General features: G+C 56.5%; 12 protein-coding genes, 1 tRNA gene and 1 riboswitch. Of the genes, 2 read left to right on the top strand and 11 right to left on the bottom strand.

Annotated features, from left to right (window positions below):
* Nucleotides 1-508: 508 nt before the first annotated feature.
* The gene (gene panC / locus ACFER_RS04080; RefSeq protein WP_012938153.1) at nucleotides 509-1360 is read left to right on the top strand and encodes a pantoate--beta-alanine ligase; all 852 of its coding nucleotides are present in this window, start codon (nucleotides 509-511) and stop codon (nucleotides 1358-1360) included.
* Between the two features lie 4 nt (nucleotides 1361-1364).
* Nucleotides 1365-2339: a bile acid:sodium symporter family protein gene (locus tag ACFER_RS04075; RefSeq protein WP_012938152.1), complete on the top strand. Its 975-nt coding sequence runs from the start codon at nucleotides 1365-1367 to the stop codon at nucleotides 2337-2339.
* Between the two features lie 305 nt (nucleotides 2340-2644).
* On the opposite strand, the gene ACFER_RS04070 is transcribed toward ACFER_RS04075, so the two are convergent.
* The 11 genes from ACFER_RS04070 to ACFER_RS04020 form a co-directional block, all read right to left on the bottom strand.
* Nucleotides 2645-3889: an aromatic amino acid transport family protein gene (locus tag ACFER_RS04070; RefSeq protein WP_012938151.1), complete on the bottom strand. Its 1245-nt coding sequence runs from the start codon at nucleotides 3887-3889 to the stop codon at nucleotides 2645-2647.
* A 99-nt stretch (nucleotides 3890-3988) separates the two neighbouring features.
* Nucleotides 3989-4114: a hypothetical protein gene (locus tag ACFER_RS11905; protein WP_012938150.1), complete on the bottom strand. Its 126-nt coding sequence runs from the start codon at nucleotides 4112-4114 to the stop codon at nucleotides 3989-3991.
* Nucleotides 4115-4216: 102 nt separating this feature from the next.
* The gene (mgtA, locus tag ACFER_RS04065; RefSeq protein ID WP_012938149.1) at nucleotides 4217-6976 is read right to left on the bottom strand and encodes a magnesium-translocating P-type ATPase; all 2760 of its coding nucleotides are present in this window, start codon (nucleotides 6974-6976) and stop codon (nucleotides 4217-4219) included.
* Between the two features lie 253 nt (nucleotides 6977-7229).
* A riboswitch (M-box (ykoK) riboswitch) is annotated at nucleotides 7230-7391 on the bottom strand.
* Between the two features lie 268 nt (nucleotides 7392-7659).
* Nucleotides 7660-8946 (bottom strand): glycosyltransferase family 2 protein, encoded by a 1287-nt coding sequence (locus ACFER_RS04055; RefSeq protein WP_012938148.1) that lies wholly within the window; start codon nucleotides 8944-8946, stop codon nucleotides 7660-7662.
* 21 nt (nucleotides 8947-8967) lie between these two features.
* A complete protein-coding gene (gene pssA, locus ACFER_RS04050; protein ID WP_012938147.1) occupies nucleotides 8968-9657 on the bottom strand; it encodes a CDP-diacylglycerol--serine O-phosphatidyltransferase in 690 nt (229 codons plus the stop codon).
* The gene (locus ACFER_RS04045; protein WP_041666107.1) at nucleotides 9654-10319 is read right to left on the bottom strand and encodes a phosphatidylserine decarboxylase; all 666 of its coding nucleotides are present in this window, start codon (nucleotides 10317-10319) and stop codon (nucleotides 9654-9656) included. Before ACFER_RS04045 ends, pssA begins: the two co-directional genes overlap by 4 nt.
* Nucleotides 10320-10391: 72 nt before the next feature.
* Complete coding sequence (locus ACFER_RS04040; protein ID WP_012938145.1) at nucleotides 10392-11135, bottom strand: WecB/TagA/CpsF family glycosyltransferase; 744 nt, start codon at nucleotides 11133-11135, stop codon at nucleotides 10392-10394.
* Between the two features lie 128 nt (nucleotides 11136-11263).
* A complete protein-coding gene (locus ACFER_RS04035; protein ID WP_012938144.1) occupies nucleotides 11264-12874 on the bottom strand; it encodes a peptide chain release factor 3 in 1611 nt (536 codons plus the stop codon).
* Nucleotides 12875-13030: 156 nt separating this feature from the next.
* Nucleotides 13031-13107, bottom strand: a tRNA-Pro gene (locus ACFER_RS04030).
* Nucleotides 13108-13178: 71 nt separating this feature from the next.
* The gene (locus ACFER_RS04025) at nucleotides 13179-13760 is read right to left on the bottom strand and encodes a flavodoxin family protein (RefSeq protein ID WP_012938143.1); all 582 of its coding nucleotides are present in this window, start codon (nucleotides 13758-13760) and stop codon (nucleotides 13179-13181) included.
* A 223-nt stretch (nucleotides 13761-13983) separates the two neighbouring features.
* Nucleotides 13984-15144, bottom strand: a complete 1161-nt coding sequence (locus ACFER_RS04020) for a M20 family metallopeptidase (RefSeq protein ID WP_012938141.1) — start codon at nucleotides 15142-15144, stop codon at nucleotides 13984-13986.
* Between the last annotated feature and the right edge of the window lies 1 nt (nucleotide 15145).

Here is a 15145-nt window from a genome sequence, read left to right as displayed (position 1 = left end):
TTATTTCCTTAATACTGTTCGCATTATTTCGAACAATTACGATTATACTCTGGATACAGTTTCTGTAAATCGGTTCACAAATAGTTCACAAACAATTATCTCGAAAACGAGAAAATTGTTACGAAGTTTACTGTATTTGCAAGATTATTATGTATACATTGTGAGGTAATGTTCGGATATTTGCGTACATATTCTAATTATGATGAAAATATAGTTCGATATTTTTATTTTCCCTTTCGTTAACCTTTTTCTTATTGTCTTGACAAGGATTTCTTTTTGAGTATAATAATGACCCGAATGATGGAACTTCTGGCAGGAGATAAATTTAGGGTTCCATCCAATAAAACGGTTTCCCGATGCTGGACCGTGCGCACAGGCCATGGGTTTCCCTGGTCAGGATCCCTTCGGAATCGGAACCAAAACATATCGAAAGACTGGGACGGCAAGGTGCCCCTCTCTCTTATGGGTACTGGATATTCCAGGACTTTCACCGAAAGGTGTTGTCATTATGCAACTGTTCCGTACCGTAAAAGATCTGAAGGACTTTGTCCGCACTGCCAAAAAAGAAGGCAAAACCATCGGCCTGGTGCCCACCATGGGCGCCCTCCACGAAGGGCATGCCTCTCTGATCAAAGCCGCTGCCAAAGAAAATGACGTGGTCATCGTCAGCGACTTTGTGAACCCCACCCAGTTCGGCCCCAGCGAAGACTATGATGCCTATCCCCGGAAGCTGGCCGCAGACGAAAAAGTCGCGGAAGCCGCCGGTGCCACGGCCATCTTTGCCCCTTCGCCGGCTGAAATGTATCCCCACAAGGATATGACCTGGGTGGAAGTGACGGGCAATATCACCAAAGTTCTTTGCGGCCGCACACGCCCCATCCATTTCCGGGGTGTGGCAACGGTATGCACCAAGCTGTTCAATCTCTCCCAGGCCGACCGGGCCTATTTCGGGCTGAAAGATGCCCAGCAGACGGAAGTCCTCCGCCGGATGGTGGAAGACTTGTTTATGAACGTGGAACTCCGTATTATGCCTATCGTTCGGGAATCCGACGGACTGGCCAAAAGTTCCCGGAACGTCTACCTGTCTCCGGAAGAACGGAAGGCTGCCCTGATCCTTTCCCGGAGCCTGAAGCATGCAAAAGAAGCCTTTGCCGCCGGCGAAAGGGATCCCCGGAAACTGGTGGACCAGGTAACGGCGGAAATCAGGACCGAACCCATGAGCAACATCGATTACGTGGAACTGTACGGCATGCCCGGCCTGACGGAAGTCACCGGACCCATTGACGGCCGTGTGCTGCTGGCCGTGGCCGTAAAATTCGGCACCACCCGTCTCATCGACAATGTGGTGCTGGAGGGCTGATTCCATGCTGGATGCAATCGTACGCTTCTGCACCCGTTACATGTCCATCGGGGTGGTGCTCATCGGATTCCTGGGGATCCTGGAGCCGGGGCTCATGAAGCCTCTGGCCCCCCAGATCCCCACCTTCCTGGGCATCATCATGTTCGGCATGGGCATGAGCCTGACCCCGGATGATTTCCGGAATGTGTTCCGGCAGCCGAAGAACGTGGCCATCGGGACCCTGCTCCAGTTCACCATCATGCCCGCCGTGGCCTTCGGGCTGATCCATCTGTTCCGGCTCCCTCCCGCCATCGCCATTGGGGTTGTGCTGGTGGGCTGCTGTCCGGGCGGCACCGCTTCCAATGTAATCTCCTACATTGCCCATGCGGATGTGGCCCTGTCCGTTTCCATGACCATGGTGAACACCCTGCTGGCGCCCTTTGTGACCCCCTTCCTGGTGTGGCTCATTGCCGGCACCTGGGTGGACATCGACTTTGTGTCCATGATGCTTTCCATTGTCAAGATGGTGCTGCTGCCCCTGATCCTGGGAATCGGGATGAACGCTTTCTTTCCCCGTCAGGTCAGCCGGATCATCCGGGTGATGCCCATGCTCTCCGCCCTGGTGGTGATCCTCACCGTGGGCTGCGTGGTATCCATGTCCGGACGGGCCATTGTGGACAACGGACTGGTGATCCTCTGTGTGGTGATCCTCCACAACCTGTGCGGGATGCTGCTGGGAGGATTCTGCGCCCGCCATTTCGGGCTGGACAAAGCCCAGTGCCGGGCCATGACCATTGAAGTGGGCATGCAGAATTCCGGTCTGGCCTCCACCCTGGCCCTGATGTACTTCACCGCGGCCGGGGGCATCGCCGGAGCCATCTTCTCCGTATGGCACAACGTATCCGGTTCCCTTTTCGCTTCCTACTGCGTAGGGAAAGATGAAGAAGATCAGCAGGAAGAAGAAGCGGGCGAACTGGTGGAAGAAAAGAATAGGAATTGAATGGAAAAAGGCGCTGTGAAAAAATCATCCACAGCGCCTTTATTTCGCTTGCGTCAGCTGGCTTCCATCGGCTAGTGACTAGAGACTAGTGACGGGGTGTGAAAAAGCATTTTTTCACACCCCCTTTTTTGGTCGCGGGTCGTGAATCGCGGGCTTGTTGGTGCAGGCCGAAAATCCCGTTTTGCAGATCCCAGTGTATATTACCTTATCATTCTGTAGAGAAAGAACAAACGGGTTAAACGTCCAGGCTCGCGGCCCGTGACCCGAGGCCCGCGACCTGGGGTGTGAATTTTTCACGCCCCCTTTTACCACCCCTTCGGCAGCATCCCGGCCATGCTCAGCAGGGCGTAGATGCCGGAGCCCAGGAACACGGTCAGCACCAGGCCCTGTACCGGACGGGCGGCCAGCCATCCGCACTGCCAGCAGGGTTCCTGGTCCCCCCTCTTCCGGGCACTCCGGACCATGAACACCGGCAGCACGGACATGATGATGCCCCCGAAGGTCCCGGCGCTGAAAATGGCATTCACAAACCCCACCAGACCGCTGCTGGCCAGAAAGATGGGCGGGACCACAATAAAGACCAGGCACAGAGCCCGGCTCCGGATATCCCGTTCCGACCGGAAGCCCATCCGCTCGATGCAGTTGGTAAGGAAGCTTTCTGCAATGGCCCAGAAAGAAGTGAGCATGGCACAGAAGGCAAAGAAATTCACCAACAGATAGAACAGGGGATTTTTCAGGGCCCGTCCCCAGGAAAGGGAGGCCACTTCCGTGATTTCCTCCCCGGGCAGCATCAGGAATACCGCCAGGGGCACCAGGGCCAGGATCAGGAAAGAGATTCCCGTGCCGCCCAGGATGGCCGGCACCAGTTTGTCCGGCCGGTCCCGGAATCCCCGGGCCAGTTCCGGCACAATATACTGGACCGCATAGCAGAACACCGCAATGTTGAATACCGGGATGCCCCAGGACCAGTGAGCATAGAGGATCTCTTCCATGGGAACCCGTGCCCTGAGGAAGGAAGCCCCCACCAGCAGGAGCAGCATCAGGATCATCCCCAGCCCCAGGTACTTCTCCGCCGCCCCGGTAACCTTCAGGCCCAGCCAGACCACGGCAGTGGCCCCCACGGAAAACAGCAGGCTGGCCTCTTCCAGGGGAATACCCAGAAAAGTGCTGAGGATCTTCCCGCAGCCGGTGATATAGGCGATCAGGCTGCAGAAACTGGTGGCTCCCACGGAAAAGAAGATCAGCCAGGATCCGGTCTTCCCCACATATTTTTCCGCCAGCCCGGAAAGCTGCAGGGGCCGCCGGGTGCGCAGGGCCGTTTCCGCCACATAGAGCATGGAGGCCACCGAAAGGAAACCGGCAGCCAGAAGCCAGGTCAGCAGCACCGGCCACCCGGCCTTCCGGCTGGCATAGGCCAGTCCCAGCACCCCGGAACCAATGGTGGCTCCCACCACCAGCATCACGGCTTCCGTAAAAGTCAGCCGCCGGATTTCCAGGGCTCCGGTTTCCTCCTGATCTGCTACCATCTGCTCCGTTTCCGTATATTCCATTTTTCCCGCTCCTCGTCATTGATTGTCAAGTCATGTGACCTGCATACCGGTTCATTGTAGCACAATCAGCAAAAAGGGGAAACAGGGGTTAACCCATTTTCATTCATTTCTCCGCATTTTCGGTGTCCGGGTCCAGCAGACGGCCTGCATCAGGCAGATCACAGCCGCCACCGCACCCATGCCGATCCAGAACAGCGGTTCCACGTTCATCAGTTCCATCATCATGGCAATCACTCCTTTCGGGTATGATCGTTCGTCGTTCGTCGTTTTGGAAGGAACCTGCCTCTGGCGGGTTTCCTGAAAAGAAACGCTGCCCTGAGGCAGCCCTCAAAGCAGGCTCCCGTAATGCCGGATGTAGGCTTTTTTGATGCTGGTGGTCAGCAGCATATACCCTGCGATCACCAGGGCCAGGAACCCGAAATACCATCCCGGCAGAGGCAGGAACCCCAGATCCCTTCCCAGGCTGCCGGTAAAGGGCAGCAGGGTGCACAGGGCGATTCCCGTGCAGGTAAGCGCCGTCAGCATGGCCGAGGCATGGCTCTGGATAAAGGGCAGTTTGGGGGTCCGGAGCATATGGATCACCAGGGTCTGGGTCCACATGGATTCCACGAACCATCCCGCCTGGAACAGAGCCTCATAGGCATCCCGCAGGTTCATCCCCGCAAAAGGCCCCTGGCCCACCACTGCGTCGGCAGCAATATGATTGTAGGTAAGTCCCCCGGACAGCACCTGGGGACAGATCACGAAATACAGCACCAGGTAGGTAACCCAGTCGAACACCGAACTGGTGGGCCCCAGCCACAGCATGAAGCTGCCGATGCTGGAGGCCTCCCAGTTCCGGGGCACCTTCAGGTAATCCTCATCCACATTGTCCCAGGGAATGGCAATGCAGGAAATTTCATACAGCAGGTTCAGGACCAGCAGCTGGAGGCTGCTCATGGGCAGGAAAGGCAGCAGGGCACTGGCCGCCAGCACCGAAAACATGTTCCCGAAGTTGGAAGACGCGGTCATCTTGATGTATTTGATCATGTTGGCATAAGTTTTCCGGCCCTCCACGATCCCTTCTTCCAGCACCATCAGACTCTTTTCCAGCAGGATGATATCCGCACTTTCCTTGGCAACGTCCACGGCACTGTCCACAGAGATCCCGATATCCGCCATTTTGAGAGCCGGGGCATCATTGATCCCATCCCCCATGAAACCCACCGTATGGCCTTTTGCCTGAAGGGCTTCCACCACCCGGGCCTTCTGGTCCGGAGACAGCTTGGCAAACACCGTGGTCCGTTCCACTTCCGCTTCCAGCTGCTTCCGGTCCATGGCTTCCAGATCGCTGCCCAGCAGGATGTGCTCCACCGGCAGCCCCACCTGACGGCAGATGCACCGGGTGGTCTTTTCGTTGTCCCCGGTCAGCACCTTGGTGGTGACTCCGTGGTCCTTCAGGGCCTCAATGGCTTTGGCCGCCGTTTCCTTGGGCGGATCCAGGAAGGCCAGATAGCCCATAAGCACCATGTCCCGTTCATCTTTGGTACCGAACGCCCCCACCGGAGAAGGATTGATTTTCCGGGCCAGGGCAATCACCCGCATCCCCTCGTCGTTCAGCTGGTCCGCCACCTGGCAGATCCGTTTCCGCAGGTCTTCCGTCAGGGCCACCGGACCATTTTCCTGTTCCACCTGGGAGCAGATCCCCAGCATTTCTTCCACAGCCCCCTTGGTGATCATCTGGGTACGGCCTTTGGGATCGATGACCACCACCGACAGTCTCCTCCGGGCAAAATCAAAGGGGACCTCATCCACCTTCCGGTAGTTTTCCGACAGATCCACCAGCCGGGGATCCGCATTTTCCTCTTCTTCCGTTTTCTGGATAATGGCCCGGTCCATGAAATTCTTGTACCCGGTCTGGAAATAACTGTTCAGATAGGCATACCGGAGCACCCGCTGGCTGGGGCGCCCGTTGGCATCCAGATGGTATTCCAACACCACCTTGTCCTGGGTCAGGGTACCGGTCTTGTCCGTGCACAGTACATCCATGGCCCCGAAGCTCTGGATGGAGTTCAGGCTTTTCACCACCGTCTTTTTCTCCGACATGGAAACGGCCCCTTTGGCCAGGCAGGTGGTGACGATCATGGGCAGCATTTCCGGAGTCAGACCCACCGCCACGGAAATGGCAAACAGGAAGGCTGCCACCCAGTCCCCCTTGGTGATGCCGTTGATGAAGAATACCAGGGGCACCATGGCCATCATGAACCGGATCAGCACCCAGGACACCGAATTGACGCCCTTGGTGAAGTTGGTTTCCGGAGCTTCCTGGGCCATGGAACTGGCCATACTCCCGAACAGGGTATGGTCCCCCACTCCCAGCACCAGACCGGTGGCGGACCCGGAAATTACATTGGTGCCCATAAAGGCCAGGTTGGCCAGTTCCGTCACGGCTTTCTTTTCGCTGTCCTGTACCGCCTGGGACACCTTTTCCTGGGGAGCGCTTTCCCCGGTAAGGGCCGACTGGCTCACAAACAAGTCCTTGGCTTCCAAAATCCGCAGATCCGCCGGCACCATATCCCCGGTGGACAGGAACACCAGATCCCCCACCGTCACGTCCTGGAGAGGGATTTCCTGTTTTTTGCCCCCCTCACGGATTACCGTGCAGGTGGTGGTGATCAGTTCCAGCAGCTTGGCCGCCGCATCCCCGCTGCGGGTTTCCTGGACAAACCGCAGGACCCCGGAAATCAGCAGCAGGGTCAGGATGATGATCACCGTCACCGGATTGAAGCTGTCCATATCCCCCTGCTTCAGGGGCAGGATGATGTCCGTTACCGTGGATACCCCGGCCAGGACAAACAGGATCACCGTAAAGGGATTCACAAAAGCCTGGATCAGCCGGGCGGCCAGGCTCTTTTTCTTCTCCCGGGTCACCCGGTTGGCGCCGAATTTTTCCCGGGAATCTTCCACCTGGGCTTCCGTCAGCCCGGTGAGGCTGGCTCCGTACCGGGCCAGCACCCCATTCACATCCAGGGCGGCAGCCTGCTGGAGCTTTGCCTGGGCGACCTGGGCTGCTGCCTGGATTTTTTTGTTCATATTCTCTTTTTTCATGATATCCTCCTAAAGAATTCCGGGGGCCGTTCCCCCTCTTTAAGAGGCTGTCAGCTCAAAACCGCGCAGCAAAACCGGACCGGCATCGCCAGTCTGTGGATATTCCGCTGCCCAAACTGTGAGGATGACTGCCTCCACTTGTGCCGTCCATGTTTTGCCACCACCTTTCGAGGACTGAGATTCACATAACAAAACAGCCGTCCGGGGCATACCCGAACGGCAGAAAATACAAATATTCTTCAATGGAAACCAATCCCACTGCCACCGTACGAGCTTTAACTCTACAGGGCGGTGAAACTGCATTATGCGGCGCCTTCTTGTTTGACGCAGCCTGTTCAGACCTACGCGGGATGTCTCCATCCTGTTGCGGCAGCAGTCCATATCCCTGTAGGAGCCTGGCCTACCGGAACTATTTTGTTTACATTGTCATTATATCCATTCCCACTGATTTTGTCAACTATGGTACAAAAAAAAGAGCTGTTGCCCATGCAACAGCTCCGTCAACGGTCAGCTGTCAACGGCAACCGTTATATAAATCGTTTCCGTAGGGGCGACAGGCCCGGCCGCCCGCCAAATCAGCAGTTGACCATGTGTTTTGCGGGGCGCCGGGCCTGCGCCCCCTACGGGTTATGCTGTTTCAAAATTAATTTGCAAAATTGATTTCCATGGGTCACTGACAACTCTTATCTCTTCTCTTTCGGCAAAATAATCTGCTTCGGTCCGGTTTCCGCGCTTTCCGGCACCAGCACATCGTTGAAACTGATGCTCCGGGTGTGGATGGTGTGGCTCCACACATGCTCATGCCGGTGGAAGAAGCCCAGGATGGTAATGGGCACCCAGCTGTACAGCAGCAGCGGATAGAACAGGGTGTAGAACCAGGACTTGGGCGCCGCATTGATCTTGAACAGGATGATGGCGGGAATGGCATACTGGGCCACCCCGATTACCTGCCACACATGGTAGGGCAGCAGGGCATACAGCACATTGGTATAGAAAGGAACGAAGTTGTAGATGGTGCTGCAGAGCACGAAGAAGGTGGAAATCAGCATGAAATAAGGCTGGAACACATCGATGACCCCATCCAGGATCACAATGTCCCGTTTCCGGATCCCTTCCTTCAGCAGCTTCCACATATACCGGCCCGCCACGTCGAACTGGCCCTGGGCCCACCGCTTCCGCTGGTTCCAGGAAGCCTTGAAGGTCTGGGGCTTTTCGTCGTAGATGATGGCATCCTGGCACCAGGTGGTGGGAATGCCTTCCAGCAGGCACTTCATGGTGAATTCCATGTCTTCCGTGAGACAGGTGGCCTTCCAGCCATACTTCTTCAGCACTTCCGTGGCAATCACCATGCCCGTGCCTCCGAACACACTGGACAGCCCGATGGTGTACTTGGCCAGATGCCATACATGGTTCACAATCCAGAAGTTGATGGCAAAGGTCCCGCTGACCCAGCTGTCGTTGGGGTTCTTCACATCCAGATACCCCTGGATCAGCCGCTCGCCCTTGCAGAACCGGTTGTTCATTTCCTTCAGGAAATCCGGATGCACCAGGTTGTCCGCATCAAAAATGGCCACTGCATCATACTGCCGATCCAGAGCAAACAGCTGGCGGAACATCCATTCCAGGGCAAACCCCTTGCCCACCTCTTCCTGATTGAACCGCTCGTACACGAGAGCCCCGGCTTTCCGGGCCACCTCCGCCGTATGGTCCTTGCAGTTGTCCGCAATGACGAAGATATCGTACAGTTCATCCGGATACCGGAGCATATGGAGGTTCTCCACCAGCTCGCCGATGACTTTTTCCTCATTGTGGGCCGCTACGATCACAGCAAAAGTGGTTTTGGGGGTCAGGATCTTCTTTTCTTTTTTCCGGGGCAGAATGCCAAACAGAGAAATGACGAAATAGTAGATGGTGAAAAAGACAATCAGCACTTGGAGGGGAACCATAATGATGTCAAAATACGTGCTCATAAAACTTCCAGCTTCCTCCTCTTACTTAAAGACGGCCTGTTTCCCCGTCACTTTCACATACACAGCATTGAGCACCCCGCACAGGGTATAGGTAAACATAATCACAAAAGGCCAGGCTTTCACATCACTGTACAGCACCAGGGCTCCCAGGATGAAGGCAAGGATCACCGGCACCCGGAACAGAGGATTCCCATGGCCCTTGAAATCCGGATACTTCACATCGCTGTACATCAGGCAGGCTACCGCCACCGTCAACAGGGCCGTCAGCACCGGGCTGATCTGCATGCCACCCAGCACAAAGGTCACGATGACGCAGGCTCCCGCCGGGGCTGGCATCCCCTGGAAATACCCGTGGATGGCAGATACGTTCACGTTGAACCGGGCCAGCCGCATGGCCGCCCCAAAGGCAAACAGACCGGAAATGATCATCCCGGCCACCCCCAGCTGATGGAGGGAATAGGTGTAGATCAGCACCGACGGTGCCATGCCGAAAGAACACACATCACAGAGAGAATCCATCTCCACCCCGAAAGGTCCGCTGACCCCCAGAGCCCGGGCAGCCCGCCCGTCACAGGAATCAGCCAGGATGGCCAGGATGATGAAAATGGCTGCCAGGGAAAAATCCTTTTCCATGGACAGATAGATGGAGATCAGCCCCAGCATCTGGCTCAGGCCGCTGATGCTGTTGGGTACCATGCGTTTGTAGTTCATTCTGCTTTCTGCCTCCCGATGATACTGATACCGCCCTGTACCTTGTCGCCCTTGCGGACCAGGATTTCCACAGAACGGGGAACCACCAGTTCCGTACAGGAACCGAACTTGATCATGCCGTAACATTCCCCCTGCTTCAGACGGCTGCCCAGGCTGGTCCAGGAAACGATCCGCCGGGCCAGGATCCCGGCAATCTGGATCACCAGGATCCGGTTGCTGCCGTTGTCCAGGCCGATGGCCATCCGTTCGTTCACAATGGGGGCCGAATCCCTGAACGCCGGTTCATATCCCCCGCAGGTATACCGCATGTACTTGATCAGCCCCGTCATGGGAGCCCGGTTGGTGTGCACATTGAATACGGAAAGGAAAATGGTGACTTTCTTGGCCGGTTCGTTCAGGAATTCTTTATCAAAAATCTCTTCCACTCCCATCACCGTACCGTCCGCCGGAGAATACAGGATATTGGGATCCTGCTTCACATCCAGCACCCGGTTCCGGAAGAAGTAGACAAAATAGATCATCAGGACCACCGGAGGTACCGCAAACACCGGTCCGGCCAGATATCCGGCCAATACCGCCACGGCCAGCATGGTCCCGATAAAGGGATATCCTTCTTTGACAATATAATATTTATATTTCGTCACAACTTCACCTCCACCCATCGTTTCATTATACCTTATCTCAGTTTCTTTGTCCAAAGATGTACTGCAAAAAACGGTGGAGCACCGTCCCTTTTATTTTTCCCTGTGTTTGGCTTCCAGCACCTTCACCACAAATTTCGGCAGCGCCATCATCCGTCCCAGACGGCTGGGCTGTTTGTACAGCCGGAACAGCCATTCCAGGGAGGCTTCCTGCATCCATTTTGGGGCCCGTTCCATTTTCCCGGCCAGCACATCGAAGCTGCCTCCCAGGCCCACCCGCAGGGCCGGTTTCAGGGCATCCCGGTGTTCTTCCAGCCAGAATTCCTGTTTGGGAGCTCCCAGGGCCGCAAACAGCACCTGGGCGTCGCTTTCATTGATCTGCCGGAGGATTTCCGGTTCATCGGCTTTGGTGAAATATCCGTTCCGGGTGCCCACGATCTGCACTCCCGGAGCGATTTCCCGGGCCTTGGCTGCTGCCGCTTCCGCAATCCCCGGTGCCGCACCGAACAGGAAGAATTTCGTTCCCCGGTGTGCCCCGTCCTTCAGCAGCTCCAGGAACAGGTCAAATCCGGCCACCCGTTCCGGCACCTGGTTCCCCAGGGTCCGCCCGGCCCAGACCGTACCGGCCCCGTCCGCCAGGATCAGGTCCGTCTTCTGGAGAAGCGCCCGGTAGGCCGGCATCTGCTGGGCCATCATGATGATTTCCGCATTGGCGGTGACCACCTGGGTGGGCAGTTCCTGCTCCACCCGGGCCATCAGCCAGGCCACGGCTTCCGCCATAGAAAAAGGAGTCACCGGCACTCCCAGGATGTCCATGGCAGGTTTCTTGTTATCCATACGTCCACCTCGCTATATCCGCCCTTTACAAGGGCGGGGGACCAGCCGCAAGGCTGGTGGCAGGTCAGCAGCACCAGCTGCGTTTCCCTTCACAGGAACCTGCTTCAAGCAGATTCCCTCCTTTTTCCTTAGATTGCCCGTGCTTCGCTGGGCACCTGAGTGAAGTTGATCCCCGGGTTCCGTTCCAGGATCCAGTTCAGGTTCCATTCATTGGATACCAGCACCACCGGCCGTCCCAGCTTGTCATACACCAGCATCCCGTTGTCCAGGCCCTTGATGTTCCGGATCAGTTCCGGATCATCCGCATAGACCCACCGGGCCACGGAATACGGCAGCTGCTCCAGCAGCAGCTTGGCATTGTATTCGTTCAGCAGACGGTATTCCAGCACTTCCAGCTGCAGCACCCCGACGACCCCTACCACGAAGCTTTCCATCCCGATGTCCTTCTGTTTGAACACCTGGATGGCCCCTTCCTGGGCCAGTTGGACAATGCCCTTTTCAAACTGCTTCCGTTTCATGGAATCCTTGGGCTGGACCTTCGCAAAGATTTCCGGCGGGAAAATGGGGAAATCCTCAAACTGCACCGGATGCTTCTCGTTGCACAGGGTATCCCCGATGGTGAAGATCCCCGGATCGAACACCCCGATGATGTCCCCCGGATAGGCTTTTTCCACCGTGGTCCGTTCCTGGGCCATGAACTGCTGGGGCTGGGCCAGTTTCACCGGTTTCTGTCCCTGGACATGCCATACGGTCATGCCCTTTTCGAACACCCCGGAACAGATCCGCATAAAGGAGATCCGGTCCCGGTGAGCCGGGTTCATGTTGGCCTGGATCTTGAAGATGAATGCCGTGAAGTCTTCATCGGAGGGATTCACCACGCCCCCGTCCTTCAGTTTCCGGGGCTGGGGTTCCGGAGACAATTCCAGAAATTTTTCCAGGAAGCTCCGGACCCCGAAGTTGGTCATGGCAGACCCGAAGAACATGGGAGTCAGTTCCCCGGCATCCACTTTGGCCAGGTCGAATTCATCCCCGGCCATATCCAGCAGTTCGATATCGTCCATCAGATTCTGCAGATTGGCTTCCCCGATGGCTTCCTTGATGGCCGGATCGTCCAGGCTTCCGGTGGTGCTTTTCAGGATCTTGGACCCGTGGCTGCTGTCATTGTCGAACAGTTCCACCTGCTTCTTCAGCCGGTCGTACACCCCGATGTAGTGGCCGTCGGTGCCAATGGGCCAGTTGATGGGATAGGCGTTGATGTGCAACACCTTTTCGATTTCGTCCATCAGGTCCATGGGAGCCCGGCCATACCGGTCCAGTTTGTTCACAAAGGTGAAGATGGGCAGCTTCCGCCGGTGGCAGACCCAGAACAGCTTCTTGGTCTGGGGTTCCACCCCTTTGGCGGCGTCGATCAGCATTACGGCGCTGTCGGCTGCGATCAGGGTCCGGTAGGTGTCTTCCGAGAAGTCCTGGTGCCCGGGAGTATCCAGGATATTCACCCGGTACCCGTCATAATCGAACTGGAGCACCGAAGAAGTAACGGAAATCCCTCTCTGTTTTTCGATTTCCATCCAGTCGGATACTGCATGTTTGTTGGCTTTCCGGGATTTTACGGAGCCTGCCAGATGGATGGCCCCTCCGTACAGCAGCAATTTCTCAGTCAGTGTGGTTTTCCCGGCATCCGGATGAGAAATAATGGCAAAGGTTCTTCTTTTCGCGATTTTCTCCTGCAGTTCAGACATGCAAGGTATTCCTCCATTCCCCAAATAACAGATGGTCCATATTCTTCCAGTGTACATTATACCATGGTCAACCGGTGCGGTCACGTCCCATCCCCTGTATTTTGCATATGAAAAAACGCCACAAAGCTGACCTTTGTGGCGTTCCGTTCAATTAAATGGTCGGAGCGGCGAGATTCGAACTCACGACCTCTTCCACCCCAAGGAAGCGCGCTACCAAACTGCGCTACGCCCCGAACACAAGACATATTATACGGCAGGAATCAGGAATCGTCAAGCACTTTTTAAAACTTTTTTTATTTTTTCCTTACCGGATAAAATTGGTCATGACTTTCACCGGTTTTTCCGGAGCTTCCACCCCGGCTTTTTTACCGGCTTCCAGGCATTTCAGCATCCATGCCATATTCTTCCCCAGGGTTTCCATGATCTGGACCCCTTCCTTGTCCTGGAGCACATCTTCCGGCTTGCTGCCATGGACCATGTTCCAGTAGTTGGAAGATACCACCGGCATTTCATTGTACATCAGATACTTGTTCAGCACATCCAGGGTGGTGCTGGTTCCGGCTCTCCGGGCAGAGGCAATGGCCGCAGCCGGTTTCAGCCGCATATCCCCGCCGGCCACACCGGCAAACCGGTCCAGGAACACCTGGATTTCCCCGGTGGGAGACGCATAGTACACAGGGGAACCGACCACCAGGCCGTCCGCTTCTTTCATTTTGGCGGCACATTCCTTGACCAGCTCATCCAGTTTGCCGTTCACCGTGTTCAGCCCGATATAGACGATTTCCGTATCGATGCCGGCCTTTTCCAGTTCTTTGGCCACCAGGGACAGGGCCGTATAGGTGCAGCCTTTTTCCCGACGGCTGCCATTCAGCAGTAATACCTTCATTCCATTCGTCTCCTTTGAAATGTAATTATTTATGATACATATTTATTATACCACGACCGGTCAACATCCCTGTTGAGACCTCAGATCCGCCCGTTACTCCTTCCGCACCAAACAGCTCAGGGCGATCAGCCCGGCCCCCAGGAAAAACTCCTCCTGGAGCAGGGCGATGCATCCGAAGCCCAGGATCACATTGGCAATGACTCTCCTGTCCATGGCCGCCCCCTCACAGGGTCCGCACCGCCGCGGCCGCCAGCAGGCACCGTTCATACAGGGATTCCACCTGGGCAAATTCCCGGTCCGTATGGGCCCCTTCTCCCCGGACTCCCATGCCGCACAGGGTGGGGATCCCGGCCGCCGCCGAAATCCCGGCATCCGACAGGCCCCCTACCTGGATGCCTTCGATCCGCCCCAGGCCCAGGGCTTCTCCCGTATCCGCCACATGACCGTACAGAGCCCGGACTCCCTCCGTGGTTTCCATGCACTGCATCACCCGGCTGGTATCCAGTTCGGCCCATGTCCCTTCCACCGTGCATTTCTCCGTCACCTGGCGCAGCAGGGCGAAAATTTCATCTCCGATGGCCTGGTTCCGGTACCGGATGCCGATACGGATTTTGCAGAAATCCGGGATGGTATTCTCTCCGATGCCCCCTTCCACAGCGCCGCAGTTGATCAGTTTTCCCCGGGGGATGTCATTGGCCGCTTCCAGTTTCAAAATCTTGTGGGCTGCTTCCAGCACCGCCGACCGTCCTTTTTCCGGATCACTGCCCGAATGGGCCGCCACCCCGTGGACCGTAATGGACACCGGACCGCCGCCGTACCGGCCAATCACCAGCTTGTCGCTTACAGGTCCCGGTTCAAAATTCAGCACCACGGCTGCCCCGGCTGCTTCCCGGGCAATGAGGGGCTTGGCATTGGAAAACATGTGGAGGGTTTCTTCGTCCGGCACCCCCAGGAACCGGATGGGCCGCCGGTTCCAGCCAATGGCCTGGAGCGCCTTCAGGGCATACAGGCCGATCACCAGCCCCGCCTTCATGTCCAGCACCCCCGGCCCGTAGGCATTCCCCTCTTCATCCACCCGGAAGGGATTTTTAGCCGCTTCTCCCGCCGGGAACACCGTGTCCATATGGCCCATGAACACCACCGGTTTCTCTTTAGACCCCGGATTCCAGTCCCCCACGATCAGGTCCCCGGCATGGTCCACCTTCACCCGGCGCACCCGGGCTCCGGCTTTTTCCAGCTCCCGCTGGAGGATGTCCCCTACCCGGTTCACCCCGTCCAGCTGTTTGGGACCGCTTTCCGTATTGACGATTTCCGCCCACAGATCCAGCATTTCCTGCCGTTTTCCTTCAATATATTCCTTCAGCTGTGCATCCGTTGCTTCCATG

The sequence above is a fragment of the Acidaminococcus fermentans DSM 20731 genome, assembly GCF_000025305.1.
GTDB lineage: Bacteria > Bacillota > Negativicutes > Acidaminococcales > Acidaminococcaceae > Acidaminococcus > Acidaminococcus fermentans.
The sequence above is the reverse complement of the archived record's forward strand: the minus strand, read 5'-3'. Positions and strand labels throughout refer to the sequence as shown.

Coding starts and splice junctions, on each gene's coding strand:
- panC (WP_012938153.1), top strand. CDS start 509: ATGCAACTGTTCCGTACCGTAAAAGATCTGAAGGACTTTGTCCGCACT.
- ACFER_RS04075 (WP_012938152.1), top strand. CDS start 1,365: ATGCTGGATGCAATCGTACGCTTCTGCACCCGTTACATGTCCATCGGG.
- ACFER_RS04070 (WP_012938151.1), bottom strand. CDS start 3,889: ATGGAATATACGGAAACGGAGCAGATGGTAGCAGATCAGGAGGAAACC.
- ACFER_RS11905 (WP_012938150.1), bottom strand. CDS start 4,114: ATGATGATGGAACTGATGAACGTGGAACCGCTGTTCTGGATCGGCATG.
- mgtA (WP_012938149.1), bottom strand. CDS start 6,976: ATGAAAAAAGAGAATATGAACAAAAAAATCCAGGCAGCAGCCCAGGTC.
- ACFER_RS04055 (WP_012938148.1), bottom strand. CDS start 8,946: ATGAGCACGTATTTTGACATCATTATGGTTCCCCTCCAAGTGCTGATT.
- pssA (WP_012938147.1), bottom strand. CDS start 9,657: ATGAACTACAAACGCATGGTACCCAACAGCATCAGCGGCCTGAGCCAG.
- ACFER_RS04045 (WP_041666107.1), bottom strand. CDS start 10,319: ATGGGTGGAGGTGAAGTTGTGACGAAATATAAATATTATATTGTCAAA.
- ACFER_RS04040 (WP_012938145.1), bottom strand. CDS start 11,135: ATGGATAACAAGAAACCTGCCATGGACATCCTGGGAGTGCCGGTGACT.
- ACFER_RS04035 (WP_012938144.1), bottom strand. CDS start 12,874: ATGTCTGAACTGCAGGAGAAAATCGCGAAAAGAAGAACCTTTGCCATT.
- ACFER_RS04025 (WP_012938143.1), bottom strand. CDS start 13,760: ATGAAGGTATTACTGCTGAATGGCAGCCGTCGGGAAAAAGGCTGCACC.
- ACFER_RS04020 (WP_012938141.1), bottom strand. CDS start 15,144: ATGGAAGCAACGGATGCACAGCTGAAGGAATATATTGAAGGAAAACGG.